The organism is Pandoraea bronchicola (assembly GCF_902459805.1).
GTDB classification, from domain to species: domain Bacteria; phylum Pseudomonadota; class Gammaproteobacteria; order Burkholderiales; family Burkholderiaceae; genus Pandoraea; species Pandoraea bronchicola.
This window is the reverse complement of record NZ_CABPST010000001.1, coordinates 611,139-626,180: the sequence shown is the minus strand read 5'-3', so window position 1 is coordinate 626,180 and position 15,042 is coordinate 611,139. Positions and strand designations below refer to the sequence as shown.

At 64.5% G+C, this 15,042-nt stretch carries 15 protein-coding genes; 12 read left to right on the top strand and 3 right to left on the bottom strand.

What is annotated here, in order from left to right; all coding sequences use genetic code 11:
• The first annotated feature begins 34 nt into the window (after positions 1 to 34).
• The 12 genes from PBR20603_RS02860 (at position 35) to PBR20603_RS02805 (ending at position 12,194) form a co-directional block, all read left to right on the top strand.
• Complete coding sequence (locus PBR20603_RS02860; RefSeq protein WP_150558004.1) at positions 35 to 790, top strand: PIG-L deacetylase family protein; 756 nt, start codon at positions 35 to 37, stop codon at positions 788 to 790.
• Complete coding sequence (locus tag PBR20603_RS02855) at positions 787 to 1,491, top strand: 4-carboxy-4-hydroxy-2-oxoadipate aldolase/oxaloacetate decarboxylase (RefSeq protein WP_174977755.1); 705 nt, start codon at positions 787 to 789, stop codon at positions 1,489 to 1,491. The genes PBR20603_RS02860 and PBR20603_RS02855 overlap by 4 nt, the downstream gene beginning before the upstream one ends.
• Positions 1,492 to 1,510: 19 nt before the next feature.
• Entirely contained in the window at positions 1,511 to 2,629 is a 1,119-nt protein-coding gene (locus PBR20603_RS02850; RefSeq protein WP_150558003.1) for a 4-oxalomesaconate tautomerase, read from the top strand.
• Positions 2,626 to 3,381, top strand: a complete 756-nt coding sequence (locus PBR20603_RS02845; protein WP_174977754.1) for an alpha/beta fold hydrolase — start codon at positions 2,626 to 2,628, stop codon at positions 3,379 to 3,381. Before PBR20603_RS02850 ends, PBR20603_RS02845 begins: the two co-directional genes overlap by 4 nt.
• On the top strand, positions 3,378 to 3,860 hold the full coding sequence (locus PBR20603_RS02840; protein ID WP_150558002.1) for a nuclear transport factor 2 family protein: 483 nt from the start codon (positions 3,378 to 3,380) through the stop codon (positions 3,858 to 3,860). Before PBR20603_RS02845 ends, PBR20603_RS02840 begins: the two co-directional genes overlap by 4 nt.
• A 226-nt stretch (positions 3,861 to 4,086) precedes the next feature.
• Positions 4,087 to 5,166 carry a porin gene (locus tag PBR20603_RS02835; RefSeq protein WP_425495778.1) on the top strand — a complete coding sequence of 360 codons (1,080 nt, stop codon included), beginning with the start codon at positions 4,087 to 4,089 and terminating at the stop codon, positions 5,164 to 5,166.
• Positions 5,167 to 5,539: 373 nt separating this feature from the next.
• A complete protein-coding gene (locus tag PBR20603_RS02830; RefSeq protein ID WP_246174342.1) occupies positions 5,540 to 6,949 on the top strand; it encodes an MFS transporter in 1,410 nt (469 codons plus the stop codon).
• A gap of 223 nt (positions 6,950 to 7,172) precedes the next feature.
• Entirely contained in the window at positions 7,173 to 7,964 is a 792-nt protein-coding gene (locus tag PBR20603_RS02825; RefSeq protein ID WP_246174341.1) for a pyrimidine 5'-nucleotidase, read from the top strand.
• A gap of 10 nt (positions 7,965 to 7,974) precedes the next feature.
• Positions 7,975 to 8,631 (top strand): nucleoid occlusion factor SlmA, encoded by a 657-nt coding sequence (gene slmA / locus PBR20603_RS02820; protein WP_150558000.1) that lies wholly within the window; start codon positions 7,975 to 7,977, stop codon positions 8,629 to 8,631.
• Between the two features lie 313 nt (positions 8,632 to 8,944).
• Positions 8,945 to 10,132 carry a homoserine O-succinyltransferase MetX gene (gene metX, locus PBR20603_RS02815; RefSeq protein WP_150557999.1) on the top strand — a complete coding sequence of 396 codons (1,188 nt, stop codon included), beginning with the start codon at positions 8,945 to 8,947 and terminating at the stop codon, positions 10,130 to 10,132.
• Complete coding sequence (gene metW / locus PBR20603_RS02810) at positions 10,129 to 10,791, top strand: methionine biosynthesis protein MetW (RefSeq protein WP_246174340.1); 663 nt, start codon at positions 10,129 to 10,131, stop codon at positions 10,789 to 10,791. The genes metX and metW overlap by 4 nt, the downstream gene beginning before the upstream one ends.
• 107 nt (positions 10,792 to 10,898) lie before the next feature.
• Positions 10,899 to 12,194 carry an AmpG family muropeptide MFS transporter gene (locus PBR20603_RS02805; protein WP_150557998.1) on the top strand — a complete coding sequence of 432 codons (1,296 nt, stop codon included), beginning with the start codon at positions 10,899 to 10,901 and terminating at the stop codon, positions 12,192 to 12,194.
• Between the two features lie 56 nt (positions 12,195 to 12,250).
• Here PBR20603_RS02805 and PBR20603_RS02800 read toward each other — a convergent pair whose 3' ends face one another.
• From PBR20603_RS02800 to PBR20603_RS02790, 3 genes are all read right to left on the bottom strand, one after another.
• A complete protein-coding gene (locus PBR20603_RS02800) occupies positions 12,251 to 12,988 on the bottom strand; it encodes a hypothetical protein (protein ID WP_150557997.1) in 738 nt (245 codons plus the stop codon).
• Between the two features lie 11 nt (positions 12,989 to 12,999).
• A complete protein-coding gene (locus PBR20603_RS02795) occupies positions 13,000 to 13,773 on the bottom strand; it encodes an exodeoxyribonuclease III (protein ID WP_150557996.1) in 774 nt (257 codons plus the stop codon).
• Between the two features lie 140 nt (positions 13,774 to 13,913).
• Entirely contained in the window at positions 13,914 to 14,858 is a 945-nt protein-coding gene (locus PBR20603_RS02790; protein ID WP_150557995.1) for a LysR family transcriptional regulator, read from the bottom strand.
• Positions 14,859 to 15,042: the final 184 nt, after the last annotated feature.

Here is a 15,042-nt window from a genome sequence, read left to right as displayed (position 1 = left end):
CAGGCAGCCCACAACACGTATTGACGTCAATCACATGAGCACATCACAGAACACCTCTTCGCGCGCATTGGCAGGCCTCGTCGTCAGCGCGCATTCGGCGGACTTTGTCTGGCGCGCTGCGGGCACGATTGCCACGCACGTTGCTCAGGGGTATCGCATGAAAATCGTCTGCCTGTCGTTTGGCGAGCGCGGCGAGTCGGCCAAGCTCTGGCGCAAAGGCGCAGAGATGACGGAAGCGAAGGTCAAGGCTGCGCGTCGCGAAGAGGCGCAGCGCGCCGCCGACATCCTCGGCGCGGAGATCGAATTCCTCGACATCGGCGACTACCCGATGCGGGTGTCCGATGAGACGTTGTTCCGGCTCGTCGACATTTATCGCGACGTGCAACCGTCGTTCGTGCTGAGTCATTCGGAAAAGGACCCGTACAACTTCGATCATCCGCTGGCGATGCACGTCACGCAGGAAGCGCGCGTGATTGCGCAGGCCGAAGGCCACAAGCCGGGCGAGAAAATCATCGGCGCCCCGGCGGTGCTCGCGTTCGAGCCGCATCAGACCGAGCAGTGCGAATGGATTCCGAACACCTTCGTGGATATCACGCCGGTGTGGGACAAGAAGCGCGCCGCTATCGAGTGCATGGCCGGTCAGGAGCACTTGTGGGATTACTACACGCGCGTGGCGTTGCAACGCGGTGTGCAAGCCAAGCGCAACATCGGCATCACGGCTGCGCGCGACATCAAATACGCGGAAGGGCTGATGCGCCTCACGCCGGTCGTCACGGAGCAACTGTCATGATTCGCGGCGTCGTCGTTCGTCAGATTCCCCGGGTCGATGCCGCTACGCTCGACATTCTGCGCAGCGCAGGCAGCGCGACCGTACACGAAGCGCAAAGCCGTCTCGGCTTGATGGCTACCTATCTGCGTCCGATCTACGCGGGCGCCGCCGTCGCAGGCAGCGCCGTGACGGTGCTGGCACCGCCCTCGGACAACTGGATGCTGCACGTTGCGGTGGAACAGGCGCAGCCGGGCGACATCGTCGTGGTGGGCGTGACATCGCCCTGCGACGACGGTTATTTCGGCGATCTTCTCGCCACGTCGATGAAAGCACGCGGCGTGGCCGGACTCATCATCGACGCCGGGTGCCGAGACATCGGCACGCTCACCGAGATGCAGTTCCCGGTGTGGTCGAAGGCCATTTCGTCGCAAGGCACGGTCAAGGAGACGCTCGGCTCGGTGAACGTGCCGGTCGTCTGCGCCAACCAGATCGTGAACCCGGGCGACGTGATCGTGGCCGACGACGACGGTGTGGTCGTGGTGCCGTTCGCCACCGCGCAGATCGTTGCCAAGGCCGCCGCCGCACGCGGTGCCGATGAAGCCTACAAACGCGGTGTGCTCGCGGGCGGCACGCTGGGGCTGGACTATTACAAGATGCGCGAGCGTCTCGCCGCGAAGGGCTTGCGCTACGTCGACTCGCTCGACGAGCTGCAAGGCGAGTGAGGACGGCGACTTGACCGACATGAAGCATTCTCAAACGCGTATCCGCGCGGCGGTCATGCGGGGAGGCACCTCCAAGGGGCTGTACTTCCTCGCGGACGATCTGCCTGCCGATGCTGCCGCGCGCGACGCCGTACTGCTCGCAGCGATGGGCTCGCCCGACGACCGTCAGATCGATGGGATGGGCGGTGCGAATCCGCTCACGAGCAAGGTCGCCATCGTGTCTCGCGCCACGCGGCCCGATGCGGACGTCGACTATCTCTTTGCACAGGTCGTGGTCGACGAAGCGCGTGTCGACTACGGACAGAACTGCGGCAACCTCCTGGCAGGCGTGGGACCGTTTGCGATCGAGCGGGGGCTCGTAGCCACCGCAGGGGACGTGACCGACGTCGGCATTCACATGGTCAATACCGGGCAGGTGGCAGTCGCGACCGTGCAGACCCCGGGCGGCGTAGTGAAGTACGACGGCGACGTCGCCATCGACGGCGTGCCGGGTACGGCCGCCCCGGTGCCGTTGATGTTCCGCGACACGGCAGGCTCGTCTTGCGGCGCGCTGTTTCCGACCGGGCAACGTCAGGATGTCGTGGAAGGCGTCACGGTGACGTGCATCGACAACGGTATGCCGCTCGTGCTCATGCGCGCGGCAGACCTGGGGAGTACCGGCGCGGAGTCCTGCGAACAGCTCGAATCGGGCGCGGCGTTTCAGGACATGCGAGACAGGATCGAGGCGATTCGTCTGGCCGCCGGTCCGCGCATGAATCTCGGCGACGTGCGCTCGCGCACGGTGCCCAAAATGTGTCTCGTTGCCCCGCCGCAGGCCGGTGGTGCGCTCGCGACGCGTTGTTTCATTCCGCACCGTTGCCACTCGTCCATTGGCGTGCTGGCAGCGGTCAGTGTAGCGACGGCCGCAGCACTGCCGGGCACCGTCTGCCACGAGATGGCGGTGGTGCCTGACGGCGACGCTCCGCTGCTTGCCATCGAACATCCGACGGGCGAATTCACGGTGCGTCTGGTACTTGGCGCCGGTGTCGACGGCGGGCCGGACGTTACCGGCGCCGGACTATTGCGCACTGCTCGCTGGCTGTTCGACGGTGAGGTTTGCATACCCGCTCGAGTCTGGGCGCAGGGAGGGAAGTCATGACCATCGAACGTCCCCCGTTGCTCATGCTTCCCGGCTTGCTTTGCGACCAGGTGGCGTGGGCCGCGACTGCCGCGCTGCTGCCGCAATACGATTGCCGCGTTCCCGCGTGGGGCGCACTCGACAGCATCGAGGCGATGGCCGATCACGTGCTGGCGAGTACGTCCGAGCCGCGCTTCGCCCTCGCCGGGCATTCGATGGGCGGACGCGTAGCGCTCGAAGTCGTGCGTCGCGCTCCGCAGCGCGTGACGCATCTCGCGCTGCTCGACACCGGTTATCAGGCGCTGCCCGATGGCGAAGCTGCCGATAAGGAGCGCAGTGGGCGCGCGGCATTGCTCGCTCGTGCGCGCGAGGCCGGTATGCGTGCGATGGGACAGGTGTGGGCGACCGGCATGGTGCATCCCGACCAGATCGGCACGCCGCTCTTCGATGCGATTCTCGACATGATCGAGCGCAGCAATCCCGATCAGTTCGCCGCACAGATTCATGCGCTGCTCGGACGGCCGGATGCGACGTCGCTGCTCGGCGAGGTGCGTTGTCCGACGCTCGTGCTGTGCGGACGTCAGGACACCTGGAGCCCGCTCGCGCGACACGAAATCATGGCCGCCCTGATGCCGGACGCCGTGCTGCACGTCGTCGAACACAGCGGTCATATGAGCCCGATGGAGCGACCGCAAGACGTGGCCGATGCCATGCATGCGTGGCTCGCGCGTCCGGCGTCTTCCGAAGCACTCGCAAAGGAGCGGCCAGCATGACGCACGACACCACGCATCAGGACATGACATCCGGCGTCGATCCGAAGGCGCTCGACGTGCTGCTCGCGAAACAAGCGTGCCACGACCTCGTGATGCGCTTCGTGGCGTGTAACGACCGGCGCGATCCGCAAGGACTCGCCGCGCTGTTCGCCGACGAAGGCGTGCTCGTGCGCCCCAATGGCGACACGCTCGTCGGACCGGCCGCCATTGCGGCCGCCTATGCCGACCGGCCGGCGGACCGGCTCACGCGCCATCTCGTGGGCAACGTGCTGATCGACGTGACGTCGCCCACGGGGGCGATCGGCAGCAGCACGGTGCTGCTCTGGAGCGGATCGGCGCAGGACACGCCGGGGCCGTTCGGCCGTCCGGCGCAGGGCCGGCAGGTGATGGGGGAATTCGAAGATACGTTTGTCCGGACCGTGCAGGGCTGGCGCATTGCCCGCCGTGAAGCGCGTTTCACTTTCATTCGCGAGGCGTGAGGAAAAAACAGCACCGCACGTCGCGCCAAAAATCACCGGGGATCGATGCCGAAAGCGTAGTTCAGGAGGCGGCAGCGATCACCCGGCAGCGCAACAAGCGCAGGGAAAGGGCAGTACCTGAGTCGGCCGTAGTGCCGTCTTGAAAAAGGCTGGGCCGGCGACATTGCCACCGGTCCGGAGGTTGAAGTCTGTAGTTGCTGTGTATTTCAAAAACAAGGGGACAGAAGTGAAAGTGAAACACGCATTGGCCGCTGGCCTGCTGCTGGGTGCAGGCCTGGCTCACGCTCAAAGCAACGTGACGCTGTACGGGATCGTCGATACCGGTGTCGCTTACTACAACAACGCCGCCGGGGGCGGCAGCTTCATCGGCGAGCCGACGCTCACGGGCAAGGTGCCGTCGCGCTTTGGCTTCAAGGGTGTCGAGGATCTGGGCGGTGGTCTGAAGGCCGTCTTTACGTTGGAAAACGGCTTCCAGCCGGGCACCGGCAGCCTGAACTACGGCGGGCGTCTGTTCGGCCGTCAGGCGAACGTGGGGCTGTCGGGCGCATGGGGTACGTTCCTCATTGGCCGTCAGAACAACATGACGTTCTATGTCACGGGCAACGCCGACGTGATCGGACCGTCGATCTTCTCGCTGGCCAGTATCGACCCATACATCGCCAACGCACGTAGCGACAGCGCCGTCGGCTATATGGGCAAGTTCTCCGGCGTCACGCTCGGCGCGACGTACAGCTTTGGACGCGACGGCTCGGCCGCAGGGGGGCCGTCGGCCACGAACTGCGCGGGCAACGTGGCGGGCAACTACCAGGCGTGCAAGCAGTTCACCGGCCTGATCGGCTACGACTACGAGAACTTCGGCATCTCGGCCTCGTATGACCAGATGCGCGGCAACACGGGCGCCGCGGCACCGCTGACCAGCGCGAAGTACACCGACTCGCACTCGGTCGTCAATGCTTACTACAAGTGGTCGACGGGTCGCGTGGGCGGCGGCTGGATTCACCGCAACGTGAGCGCCGACGCAGCATCGCTGCGCTCGGACATCTACTTCATCGGCTTCACCTATCTGCCGACGATCACCTGGGCGTTCGACGCGCAGGCCATTCGTTATCAGTTGAAGAGCCGCGCCAACGCCACGATGCTTATCGGCCGCGCCACCTACTCGCTCTCGAAGCGCACGTCGCTGTATGGCATGGCCGGCTGGGTGGCGAACAGCCAGAACGGCGCCGTGGCCATTGCCGCAGGCGGCTCGGTCGTCACCGGTGGCAATCAGTTCGGTACGATGCTGGGCATCCAGCACACGTTCTGAGCGGTGGCTCTGACGACGCCAGAAAGCGCGGCATCGCGAGCGATTGACGCGCGTGAAACGTCCGGGGGGGCGTTTCACGCGTGATGCGATGCTGCGTCACTCCCTGCTGCGCGGCATACGACGTGGTGGCGGTGCCGCGCGCCACGAGAGAGTGATCCGGCAGACGTCGTGCGGCATGACCGTGCGCAGCCGAACATTCCCCGAGCTGCGCCATTGCGCATGATTTTCCTGCCCGGCCCGGGCAATGAGACTCGCCGCAAGCGAAGGTCTTCCCGGGCCGCATTTTTTCCGCTGTACGCGGAATTCCCCCGCGTGTACCTTCCTCGCCTGCTGTGCGTTTTGTGTTCCGAACCTGCCTCTCAATGATCTGCGTATGACCCAACCGAAGGCACCCTCCGCGCCGCTCGCCGAAGGAATGGCGGCGAGTGCCAGGCGTATCGCCGTGCCGTCCATTTTGATGGGGACCTTCCTCGGGAATCTGGACGCGTCCATCGCCAATGTCGCGCTGCCGACCATCGCGCGCGATCTCGTGGCCGATCCGGCGTCGACCGTGTGGGTCGTCAACGCATATCAACTGATTTTCGCGATGGCCGTGCTGCCGCTGGCGGCGCTCGGCGAGAAGCTCGGCTATCGGCGCGTCTTCCTGTTCGGCGTGGCCGGCTTCACGCTCGCTTCGGTCGGCTGCGCCCTTGCACCGAGTCTCGCCTGGCTTGTCGCGGCGCGTGTGGTGCAGGGTCTGTGCGGCGCGTGCATGTCGACCATCGTGCCCGCGTTGCTGCGCATGGTGTTTCCGCCCCAGATGGGTGGGCGTGCCATTTCACTGCTCGCGCTTACCGTGGCGTTATCGACGGCTGCCGGACCCAGCGTGGCAGCCGTCATCCTGTCGCTTGGCGACTGGCGCTGGCTGTTCGCCATCAATCTGCCGATCGGGCTGATCGCGTTTGCCGCGTCCTACCGATTTCTGCCGCACACGCCGGGGGCCGAGCGCCGCATCGATGTGCCCGGTGCCTTGCTCAACGCGGCCGCGCTCGCGCTCGTCATCGTTGGGGTGGGGCATGTGGGCGAGGGAGGGCATCACGGAGTGGCGGCGCTGCAGATCGTGCTCGGTCTTGTGGTGGCAATGATTCTCGTGCGCCACCAACGCACTCTCGCGACACCGTTGCTGCCGCTCGATCTGATGCGCGTGCCGGTGCTGGCGCTCTCGTCGCTCACGTCGGTGGCGTGCTATATGTCGCAGACACTGTCGTACGTCGGCATGCCGTTCCTGCTGCAACACACCCTCTCGCGCAGCGAGGGCGCGACCGGTTTGCTCATCACGCCGTGGCCGCTGGTGATCGTGTTCATCGCGCCGCTTGCCGGACGACTGTCGGATCGCTTCGACAGCGCCCGCATGAGTGCCCTCGGGCTGGGGGTGTTCGCGCTGGGACTCGCCTCGCTGGCGTGGCTGCCGGTGGATGCCGGGGATTGGGGCATTGCCGCGCGCATGGCGGTTTGCGGGCTGGGGTTCGGTTTCTTTCAGACGCCCAATAATCGCATCATCATGATGGGGGCGCCGCGTGAGCGAAGCGGTGCGGCGAGCGGGCTGATGACGATTGCACGCACGGTCGGCATGACGCTCGGTGCCGCGGTCGTGGCGCTGCTCTTCGACCTCTATGGGGATGACGGGGCGCGCGCCGCGATGGTGACGGCGACCGTTCTGGCCGCGGTTGGCGGCGGGGTGAGTCTGCTACGCATGCGGGCCAAGTCGCGCTGCGGGCACGACGGTGAGCGGGTGAGCGGATAAGCGGGTAAGCGTATAAAGGGGGTAAGCGGGTAAGCGGGTAGCGCAGGCAGACCTCGGGTCGCCGGTACGGCCATCAGGCCGGCTCGGCCGATTTGTCAAAGCGAGCCTCGCGCGCTAGCATCGTGCCTTGCCGTGGCTGCACCGCGCTCTCCGGCAAACAGGGCTAGTGCCCCAGGCGGTGTGGTCATCTTCACGTATCTCCTCGCATGAGTTCGCTATCTCCGTGCCTTCTTCTCACGTTCTGAGCCGGCGACGCCGGGCGCCTCGTGCGCGCAGCGAACACGGCGCGCGCGGTCCGGTCTGGCTGTTCGATCTGGACAACACGCTGCATCGCGCGTCGCACGCGATTTTTCCGCGCATCAACCGCGCGATGACTGCCTATATCGTCGAGAAGCTGGGCCTGTCGCAGGATGAGGCCAATCGCCTGCGCACGTCCTATACGGAGCGATACGGGGCGGTGCTGCTCGGCCTCATCAAACATCACGCCATCGATCCGCACGAGTTTCTGGCGCGTGTCCACGAGTTGCCGCCGCTCGTTGAGGTGCTGCGCGCCGAGCGTGGTCTCGCCCGTCTGCTCGCCGGACTGCCGGGGCGCAAGATTCTGCTGACCAACGCGCCCGCGCACTACGCGCTGCCGATCGTTGAAGCGCTGGGCATCCGGCGCCATTTCGAGCGCTGCGTGAGCATCGAGGACATGGCGGACCGGCGTGCCTGGCGAGCCAAGCCCGACGCGATCATGTTGCGCCGGCTGCTGGTGCGCGAGGGACTTGCACCGCATCGCACCTGGCTGGTCGAGGACACGCGTTCGCACCTGAAGCACTTGCGGCATTTCGGCATCAGGACGGTCTGGATCACGGGGCATCTGCCGGTCAGAAACAGCCTTGGCGACGCGATGCCGCGCAGTGGGCGCCCACACTACGTGGATATCCAAGTACAATCTCTGCGCGAGTTACGGGCGCGCCTAGCGACCGGGGTCTTAGCCCAGGCAGCCCGACAATCAAATCCCTACCGATAACGACCAGACGATGCAGCAGGAAAATTCTTCGAGCGGTGCCGGGTACGGCGCTGCCGATGCGCTGGAGGCCGCGCCCGCGCCGGTAAAGACAACCCGCCCGAAGCCGGGCGAGCGCCGCGTGCAGGTGCTGCAGACCCTCGCGGCCATGCTCGAGACGCCCAAGGGCGAGAAGATCACCACGGCCGCGCTCGCCGCGCGCCTCGATGTCTCCGAAGCCGCACTCTATCGCCACTTCGCAAGCAAGGCCCAGATGTTCGAGGGCCTGATCGAGTTCATCGAACAGACCATCTTCGGTCTGATCAATCAGATCTCCGCGCAGGATCAGGACGGCGTGACACAAGCGCGCGCCATCGTGCTGATGCTGCTCGGTTTCGCCGAGAAGAACCCGGGCATGACACGGGTGCTGACCGGCGAAGCGCTCGTCGGTGAGCACGAGCGTTTGCAAGAGCGTATGAACCAGTTGCTCGACCGCATCGAGGCGTCGCTGCGCCAGGTGCTGCGTCTGGCGGCTGCGCAGGGCACGTTGCCCGAGACGTTCGACGCCAACTCGCGCGCCAACCTGCTCGTGTCCTACGTGCTTGGCCGCTGGCATCGCTTCGCGAAGAGCGGCTTCAAACGCTCGCCCGCCGAAGGTGCCGAGCCGCAGGTCGCCGCGCTTCTGCGCTAAGACCGGGGGGTCTGCGCCCTCGGCGCAGATTACGCTATACTTTTGCAACCCGTGACGGGGCCGCCGGCGCTTTGGACCGGCCCTGTCGCGGTGATTGGCGCGCCGATTTGGTGACTCGCTTGCGGGCGCGCGGATGACGCTGCCGGGGTTTCCCGGGCAGTGGCATTCATTAAAAATGCGGCTAAAGAGGTCGTTCGCGCGCACCCCGCCGTTTTTCCGTCGACCCCTTTTCCCGCACAGAACGCTTCAGGACGCCGTCCGTCGATCATTCTCGACAGCGACGCCGGCCACGGCATGTTTCGGACAGGGATTTATGGAATCTTCAATCGGAATCGTCACGCCGCAGCGGATGCATTTCGCTGAGCCGCTGGCGCTGCAGAACGGCAGCACACTCGCGGGCTACGACCTGATGGTCGAGACCTATGGCGAATTGAATGCCGATCACAGCAACGCGGTGCTGGTTTGTCACGCGCTCAATGCGTCGCATCACGTCGCCGGTATCGCCGCCGACAATCCCAAGGACATCGGCTGGTGGGACAACATGGTCGGTCCCGGCAAGCCGCTCGACACCAATCGGTTCTTCGTCATCGGGGTGAACAACCTCGGCTCGTGCTTCGGCTCGACCGGACCGATGAGCCTCGATGAAGCGACCGGCACGCCCTACGGCGCGCGCTTCCCTGTCGTGACTGTGGAAGACTGGGTCAACGCGCAGGCGCGCGTGGCCGACGCGTTCGGCATTCACAAATTTGCTGCGGTGATGGGCGGCAGTCTCGGCGGCATGCAGGCGCTCGCGTGGAGCATCATGTATCCCGAGCGTGTCGGTCACTGTCTGGTGATCGCTTCCACGCCGAAGCTCTCTGCACAGAACATCGCGTTCAACGAAGTGGCGCGCTCGGCCATCCTTTCCGATCCGGATTTCCACGGCGGCAATTATTACGCACACGGCGTGGTGCCGCGTCGCGGGCTGCGGGTGGCGCGCATGATCGGTCACATCACCTATCTGTCCGATGAGGACATGGCGACCAAGTTCGGCCGGGCGTTGCGCCGCGCCGAAGCGCTGGTGGACGGCGTGAAAGCCGAGGGCAATGGCAACGGGCAGGACGATGGCTATCGCTTCAGCTTCGACGTGGAGTTCGAAGTGGAGTCGTACCTGCGCTATCAGGGCGATAAATTCGCCGAGTATTTCGACGCCAATACTTATCTGCTGATTACGCGCGCGCTCGATTACTTCGACCCGGCGCGCACCGTGGGCGGCGACCTGGCGAAGGCGCTGTCCCACACCACGGCCAAGTACCTCATCGTGTCGTTCACGACCGACTGGCGTTTTGCGCCCGCTCGCTCGCGCGAGATCGTCAAGGCGCTGCTCGATACGCGCCGCACCGTGAGCTACGCGGAGATCGATGCGCCGCACGGCCACGACGCCTTCCTGCTCACCGATTCGCGCTATCACAATCTGGTGCGCGCCTATTACGAACGTATCGCCGAGGAGGTTGGGGTATGAGTCAGCCCACTGTACCGGTCACCACCGCTCAGGCTGCGCATCTGGCCGCGTCGCGCGACCGTATTTCGGCGTCGCTGTCCGACCGGCCGGATTTCCGGGTCATCGCGCGATGGATCGAACCGTCGTCACAGGTGCTCGATCTCGGATGCAGCGACGGCTCGCTGCTGCGCCTGTTGATGGATGAGCTCGACGTGAGCGGCTACGGCATCGAGATCGACGATGCCGGGGTGCTCGCCTCGGCACAGCGCGGCATCAACGTCGTTCAGCAGAATATGGAAGACGGCCTGAAGCTCTTCGAGGATCAGAGTTTCGATACCGTCATCCTGTCGCAGACGTTGCAGACCATTCACCGTACGGCGGATATTCTGCGCGAGACGGTGCGCGTCGGGCGCGAGGCGATCGTGTCGTTCCCGAACTTCGGATACTGGCCGCACCGCCTGTCGGTGTTGCGGGGCCGCATGCCGGTGTCGAAGAGCCTGCCGTTTCAGTGGCACAACACGCCGAACGTGCGTGTGCTGACCATCAAGGACTTCGAGGCGCTGGCGCCGGATGTCGGCGTGAAGATTCTCGATCGCGCCGTGCTGCATAACGGGCGACTCGTGTCCGTGGGCGCGAACTGGCGTGGTAGTCTTGCGGTCTATCGCGTCAAGCGTTCCTGAACCGACGGCAGCTAACGGGGCAGCGAAGCGCCGGGCCCCTGACGGCTGAAGACACCCGGGGGCCGGGTGCCGCGCACCGCAGGCGGCTGGCCCCAACTGTCCTTTCCATGACCGATTCGCTGCCGCCCGACGACGGGCGCGTCTTTCACCCCACGCGGATGCTCATCTGCGTGATTCTCGGCTTCACCTCCGGCTTGCCGTTGTTCATCCTGCTCAATCTCGTGCAGGCATGGCTGCGCAGCGAGCACGTGGATCTCAAGTCGATCGGCCTGTTCGCACTGATCCAGTTTCCCTACACGTGGAAGTTTCTGTGGGCGCCGCTCATGGACCGCTTCGCACCCAACGTTTTCGGATGGAAGCCGGGCCGGCGGCGCGGCTGGATGTTCGTCACGCAATTGCTGGTGGCCGGCGCAGTGGCGGTCATGGGGACTTATTCGCCGCAGCGCGACCTGATGACGATCGCCGCGCTGGCGGCGGCGCTGGCGTTCTTCAGCGCGAGTCTCGACATCTGTTTGGATGCCTATCGACGCGAGTTGCTCTCCGACCGTGAGCAGGGGCTGGGCACGGCCATGCACGTGAACGCCTACAAGGTGGCAGGGCTCGTGCCGGGGTCGCTAGCCCTCATCATGGCCGACCATTTGCCCTGGTCGCAGGTGTTCTTCGTGACGGCAGCGTTCATGCTGCCGGGCATCGTGATGACGCTCGTCGTCAAGGAGCCGGAGATTCGCGGCACGCCACCGAAGACGTTGCGCGAGGCCGTGGTGGAGCCGTTTCACGAGTTCGTCACGCGCGGCGGCTGGTCGCAGGCGCTGCTGGTGCTCGCGTTCATCTTTCTCTACAAGCTCGGCGATTCGATGGCGACATCGCTGGCCACGTCGTTCTATCTCGATCTGGGGTTCACGAAGACGCAAATCGGCGTCGTGGCCAAGGCGACAAGCCTGTGGGCCAGCGTGGCGGGTGGCATCATCGGCGGGATCTGGCTGATCAAGCTCGGCATCAATCGCGGGCTGTGGGTCTTCGGGGTGCTGCAACTCGTGTCGGTGCTCGGCTTCGCATGGCTCGCGGAAGCCGGACCGGTCGTCACGGGACTCGGTGCGGTGATTGCGTTTGAAGCTTTCACAGCAGGGCTGGGTACGGCGGCATTTACCGCATACATCGCCCGCACGACAGACCCACGCTATACGGCGACGCAGTTCGCGCTGTTCACGAGTCTGGCGTCGGTGCCGCGCACGTTCGCCAACGCAGGCACCGGCTATATCGTGGATGGCGTTGGCTGGCTGACGTTCTTCCTCATTTGCACGGCACTTGCGCTGCCCGGCATGCTGCTGCTGCCGAAGGTCGCGCCGTGGGGCGCGGACGGTGACGGCGGCGATGGCGTGCCCGCAACGAGCGGCTCACGCTGACCGAGAGGGGGGCTGGGCGGCCCGTCCTGGACGCGGCCGCGCTGACGCGGCGTCGTTCAGGCGCCGCGGAAGGCGACCTTCTGACGCGTAACGACCTGAGTGGCGATGTCAGCGTCGTCCGGAATCGGCTCCCAGAAGAAGTCCCACTGGAAGATCGGGAGAAAGTTGAATTTTCTCGAGCGGAAGATGCCTCGGTTGCGTTTGAATTCGCTGTACCGATCCCCTTTGAACTGCCGATTCACCGACGTGAATGGCAAGAGGCGTTCCGCAATGTCCGGGAAATCCAGATTCGGACGTTCGTCCCGGAGCTTTTCGAGCGCTTCGAACTGATCCCGGCAAATGATCTGGATGGCAGTCTCCGGCATCTCGTAGCGCTGGGCCCACATGACATGCCAGCCCGACCGCGTGTCATTGATGAAATCCACGAGTTGCTGGCTCAACGTGTAGGCATCGGATTCGATATGGACGATCTTGTCCGCTCCCATGGCCCGCGCAATCGTCACCGAATGAAGGAAGCTGCGCCACCATCCGGGATACAGGCTCATGCTCTGCCGCCCCAGATTCTTATCGAACCGCACGATGCCGTGTACGGCCTGATGCGCCGAAGGGTCGCTGTTCGCGGGCACCGTCTGGATAATCGCGGCCGGCGGCAGATAGGGCGAACCGTCGTCGATCATGAGGATCTTGTCGGCGTTGATCGGTCCGTTCCGGTAGTAGTCGAGCCAGCGCCGATATCGATGCTGCCAGGCATCGGCATCCTTCATATAGCTGGTGCAGAACAAAAGCGTCTTCATCGTGCGATCCGTTACAGCGTGTGGTCGTAGTCAACCGTTAGCGGTGCGTGATCGCTGAACTTGATGTCGCGGAAGACCGAGGTCGCTTTTGCCTTGCCCGCGATGCCCTGCGTGGCGATCTGATAGTCGATGCGCCAGCCGACGTTCTTCGCATAAGCCTGTCCGCGGTTGCTCCACCACGTGTACTGGTCGGCACGCGGGTCGAGCGTGCGGAAGACGTCGACATAGCCGTGGTCGTCGAACAACTGCGTGAGCCAGGCGCGCTCTTCGGGCAGGAAGCCCGAGTTCTTCAGATTGCCCTTCCAGTTCTTGATGTCGATTTCCTTGTGCGCGATGTTCACGTCGCCGCACAGGATGACTTCGCGCCCTGCCGCCTTGAGCGCCAGCAGATGCGGCATGAAGTCGGCCATGAAGCGGAATTTGGCGGCCTGACGTTCCTCGCCGCTCGATCCCGACGGGATGTAGACGGAGATCACCGAAAGATTGCCATAACGGACTTCGACGTAGCGGCCTTCGGCGTCGAACTCAGCGTTGCCCCAGCCGACGACGATGTCGTCGGGCTCGCGTCGCACGTACACGCCAGCGCCGCTGTAACCCTTCTTTTCCGCGTAGTGGAAATAGCCCTGATAGTCGTGCGGCTTGAGGAAGTCCGGCGTCATGTCAGGCAACTGCGCCTTGATTTCCTGCACGCAGAGGATGTCGGCGTCCTGCTTGCCGAACCACTCGAAAAAGCCCTTCTTGGCGGCCGATCGCACGCCGTTCAGATTCGCGGTAATGATGCGCATGAGTGTCGATGCGCCGCGCTGGCGCGGCAAGGGGAAAATGTCAGCGGCAAGGATACCGCAATCGCAGCGTGGTGTCGGACGACGCAGGCGCCGGCCCTTGTGGCCGCGCCGTTTCGCGTTTCAGGCCGAAGACTGGAGCGTCACGGGCTTCGGGCGCCGCCAGCGATGGCCGCCTGCGCGTCACCGTCGCCGCCAGGGCCGAGGATGTCGCGCGCGAGCGCCAGCCAGCGCCGGGCCGCGTGCGACAGATACGAGTCGCGCCGCCACGCCATCGCCAGATCCCACGGGATCTCCGGATCGCGCACATCCGTTATCACGAAACGTTTCGGATCGAGCCGCGCGCAGAAGGGCTCAGGCAGCAGCGCGATGCCCACGCCGTTGTCCACCATCGACGCAATGAAGTCCCATTGGCTCGAACGTCCCGCAATCTTGGGGGTGAAGCCCGCGCGGCGACACGCGGCAATCACCCACTCGGACAACGCAAACCCTTCGCCGTAAAAGACGAACGGCTCATCGCGCAACTCGCCCAGACCGACCGAGGCGCGTCCCTCCCAGCGCGACTCGCGCGGGGCAATCAGGCGCAACTGGTAATGGCATACCGGCAGCACGTCGAGAATCGTGGGGTCGACCGGCAGCAGCACCGCGCCCAGCTCGATATCGCCCGCAAGCAACGCCTGCTCGATAGCGCGTGAGCCAGTCTCGAAGAGCTTCATCTCGATATCCGGATAGTGCTGATGAAAGGCACCGATCACCGGAATGAACAGATCGCCGCCGAGCGGCGGAATCCCGATCGACAATTCACCGCGCGCAACCGTCTCGAGATCGGCCAGTTCCTGCTGCAGCCGGGCGTAGGCGGCGAGCACGTCCTGACCGCGCTCGAAGACGACGCGTCCCGCGTCGGTCAACTGAAGCCGGCGGCCCAGGCCGCGCTCTTCGCGCAACATCAGCGGCGTTCCCAGTTCGTCTTCCAGCGCCTTGACCATCTTGCTCACGGTCGGCTGGGTGACAAACAACGCTTCCGCCGCCGCCGTGAAGCTCTGCTGTCGCACAACTTCCACAAATCCTCGCAACGCGCGCAGTTCCATTTTGGTTCTCTCTTTCGCACCAAAGTGGTGCTATTTGGCGGAAAGCCCCGTCCCGTCAGGCTTTCTTATGCACGATTAGGGTTAATACTTAAATTATTCCAATTTGGAATCGTTTTGATAATACTAATTCATTATATTTATGTTGCGGTGCTTCCTATACTGCACTTCATATTGATGCCAAACC

Bases quoted from the DNA above. Each gene is read 5' to 3' on its own strand.
- PBR20603_RS02860 (WP_150558004.1), top strand. From the start codon at position 35: ATGAGCACATCACAGAACACCTCTTCGCGCGCATTGGCAGGCCTCGTC.
- PBR20603_RS02855 (WP_174977755.1), top strand. From the start codon at position 787: ATGATTCGCGGCGTCGTCGTTCGTCAGATTCCCCGGGTCGATGCCGCT.
- PBR20603_RS02850 (WP_150558003.1), top strand. From the start codon at position 1,511: ATGAAGCATTCTCAAACGCGTATCCGCGCGGCGGTCATGCGGGGAGGC.
- PBR20603_RS02845 (WP_174977754.1), top strand. From the start codon at position 2,626: ATGACCATCGAACGTCCCCCGTTGCTCATGCTTCCCGGCTTGCTTTGC.
- PBR20603_RS02840 (WP_150558002.1), top strand. From the start codon at position 3,378: ATGACGCACGACACCACGCATCAGGACATGACATCCGGCGTCGATCCG.
- PBR20603_RS02830 (WP_246174342.1), top strand. From the start codon at position 5,540: ATGACCCAACCGAAGGCACCCTCCGCGCCGCTCGCCGAAGGAATGGCG.
- slmA (WP_150558000.1), top strand. From the start codon at position 7,975: ATGCAGCAGGAAAATTCTTCGAGCGGTGCCGGGTACGGCGCTGCCGAT.
- metX (WP_150557999.1), top strand. From the start codon at position 8,945: ATGGAATCTTCAATCGGAATCGTCACGCCGCAGCGGATGCATTTCGCT.
- metW (WP_246174340.1), top strand. From the start codon at position 10,129: ATGAGTCAGCCCACTGTACCGGTCACCACCGCTCAGGCTGCGCATCTG.
- PBR20603_RS02805 (WP_150557998.1), top strand. From the start codon at position 10,899: ATGACCGATTCGCTGCCGCCCGACGACGGGCGCGTCTTTCACCCCACG.
- PBR20603_RS02800 (WP_150557997.1), bottom strand. From the start codon at position 12,988: ATGAAGACGCTTTTGTTCTGCACCAGCTATATGAAGGATGCCGATGCC.
- PBR20603_RS02795 (WP_150557996.1), bottom strand. From the start codon at position 13,773: ATGCGCATCATTACCGCGAATCTGAACGGCGTGCGATCGGCCGCCAAG.
- PBR20603_RS02790 (WP_150557995.1), bottom strand. From the start codon at position 14,858: ATGGAACTGCGCGCGTTGCGAGGATTTGTGGAAGTTGTGCGACAGCAG.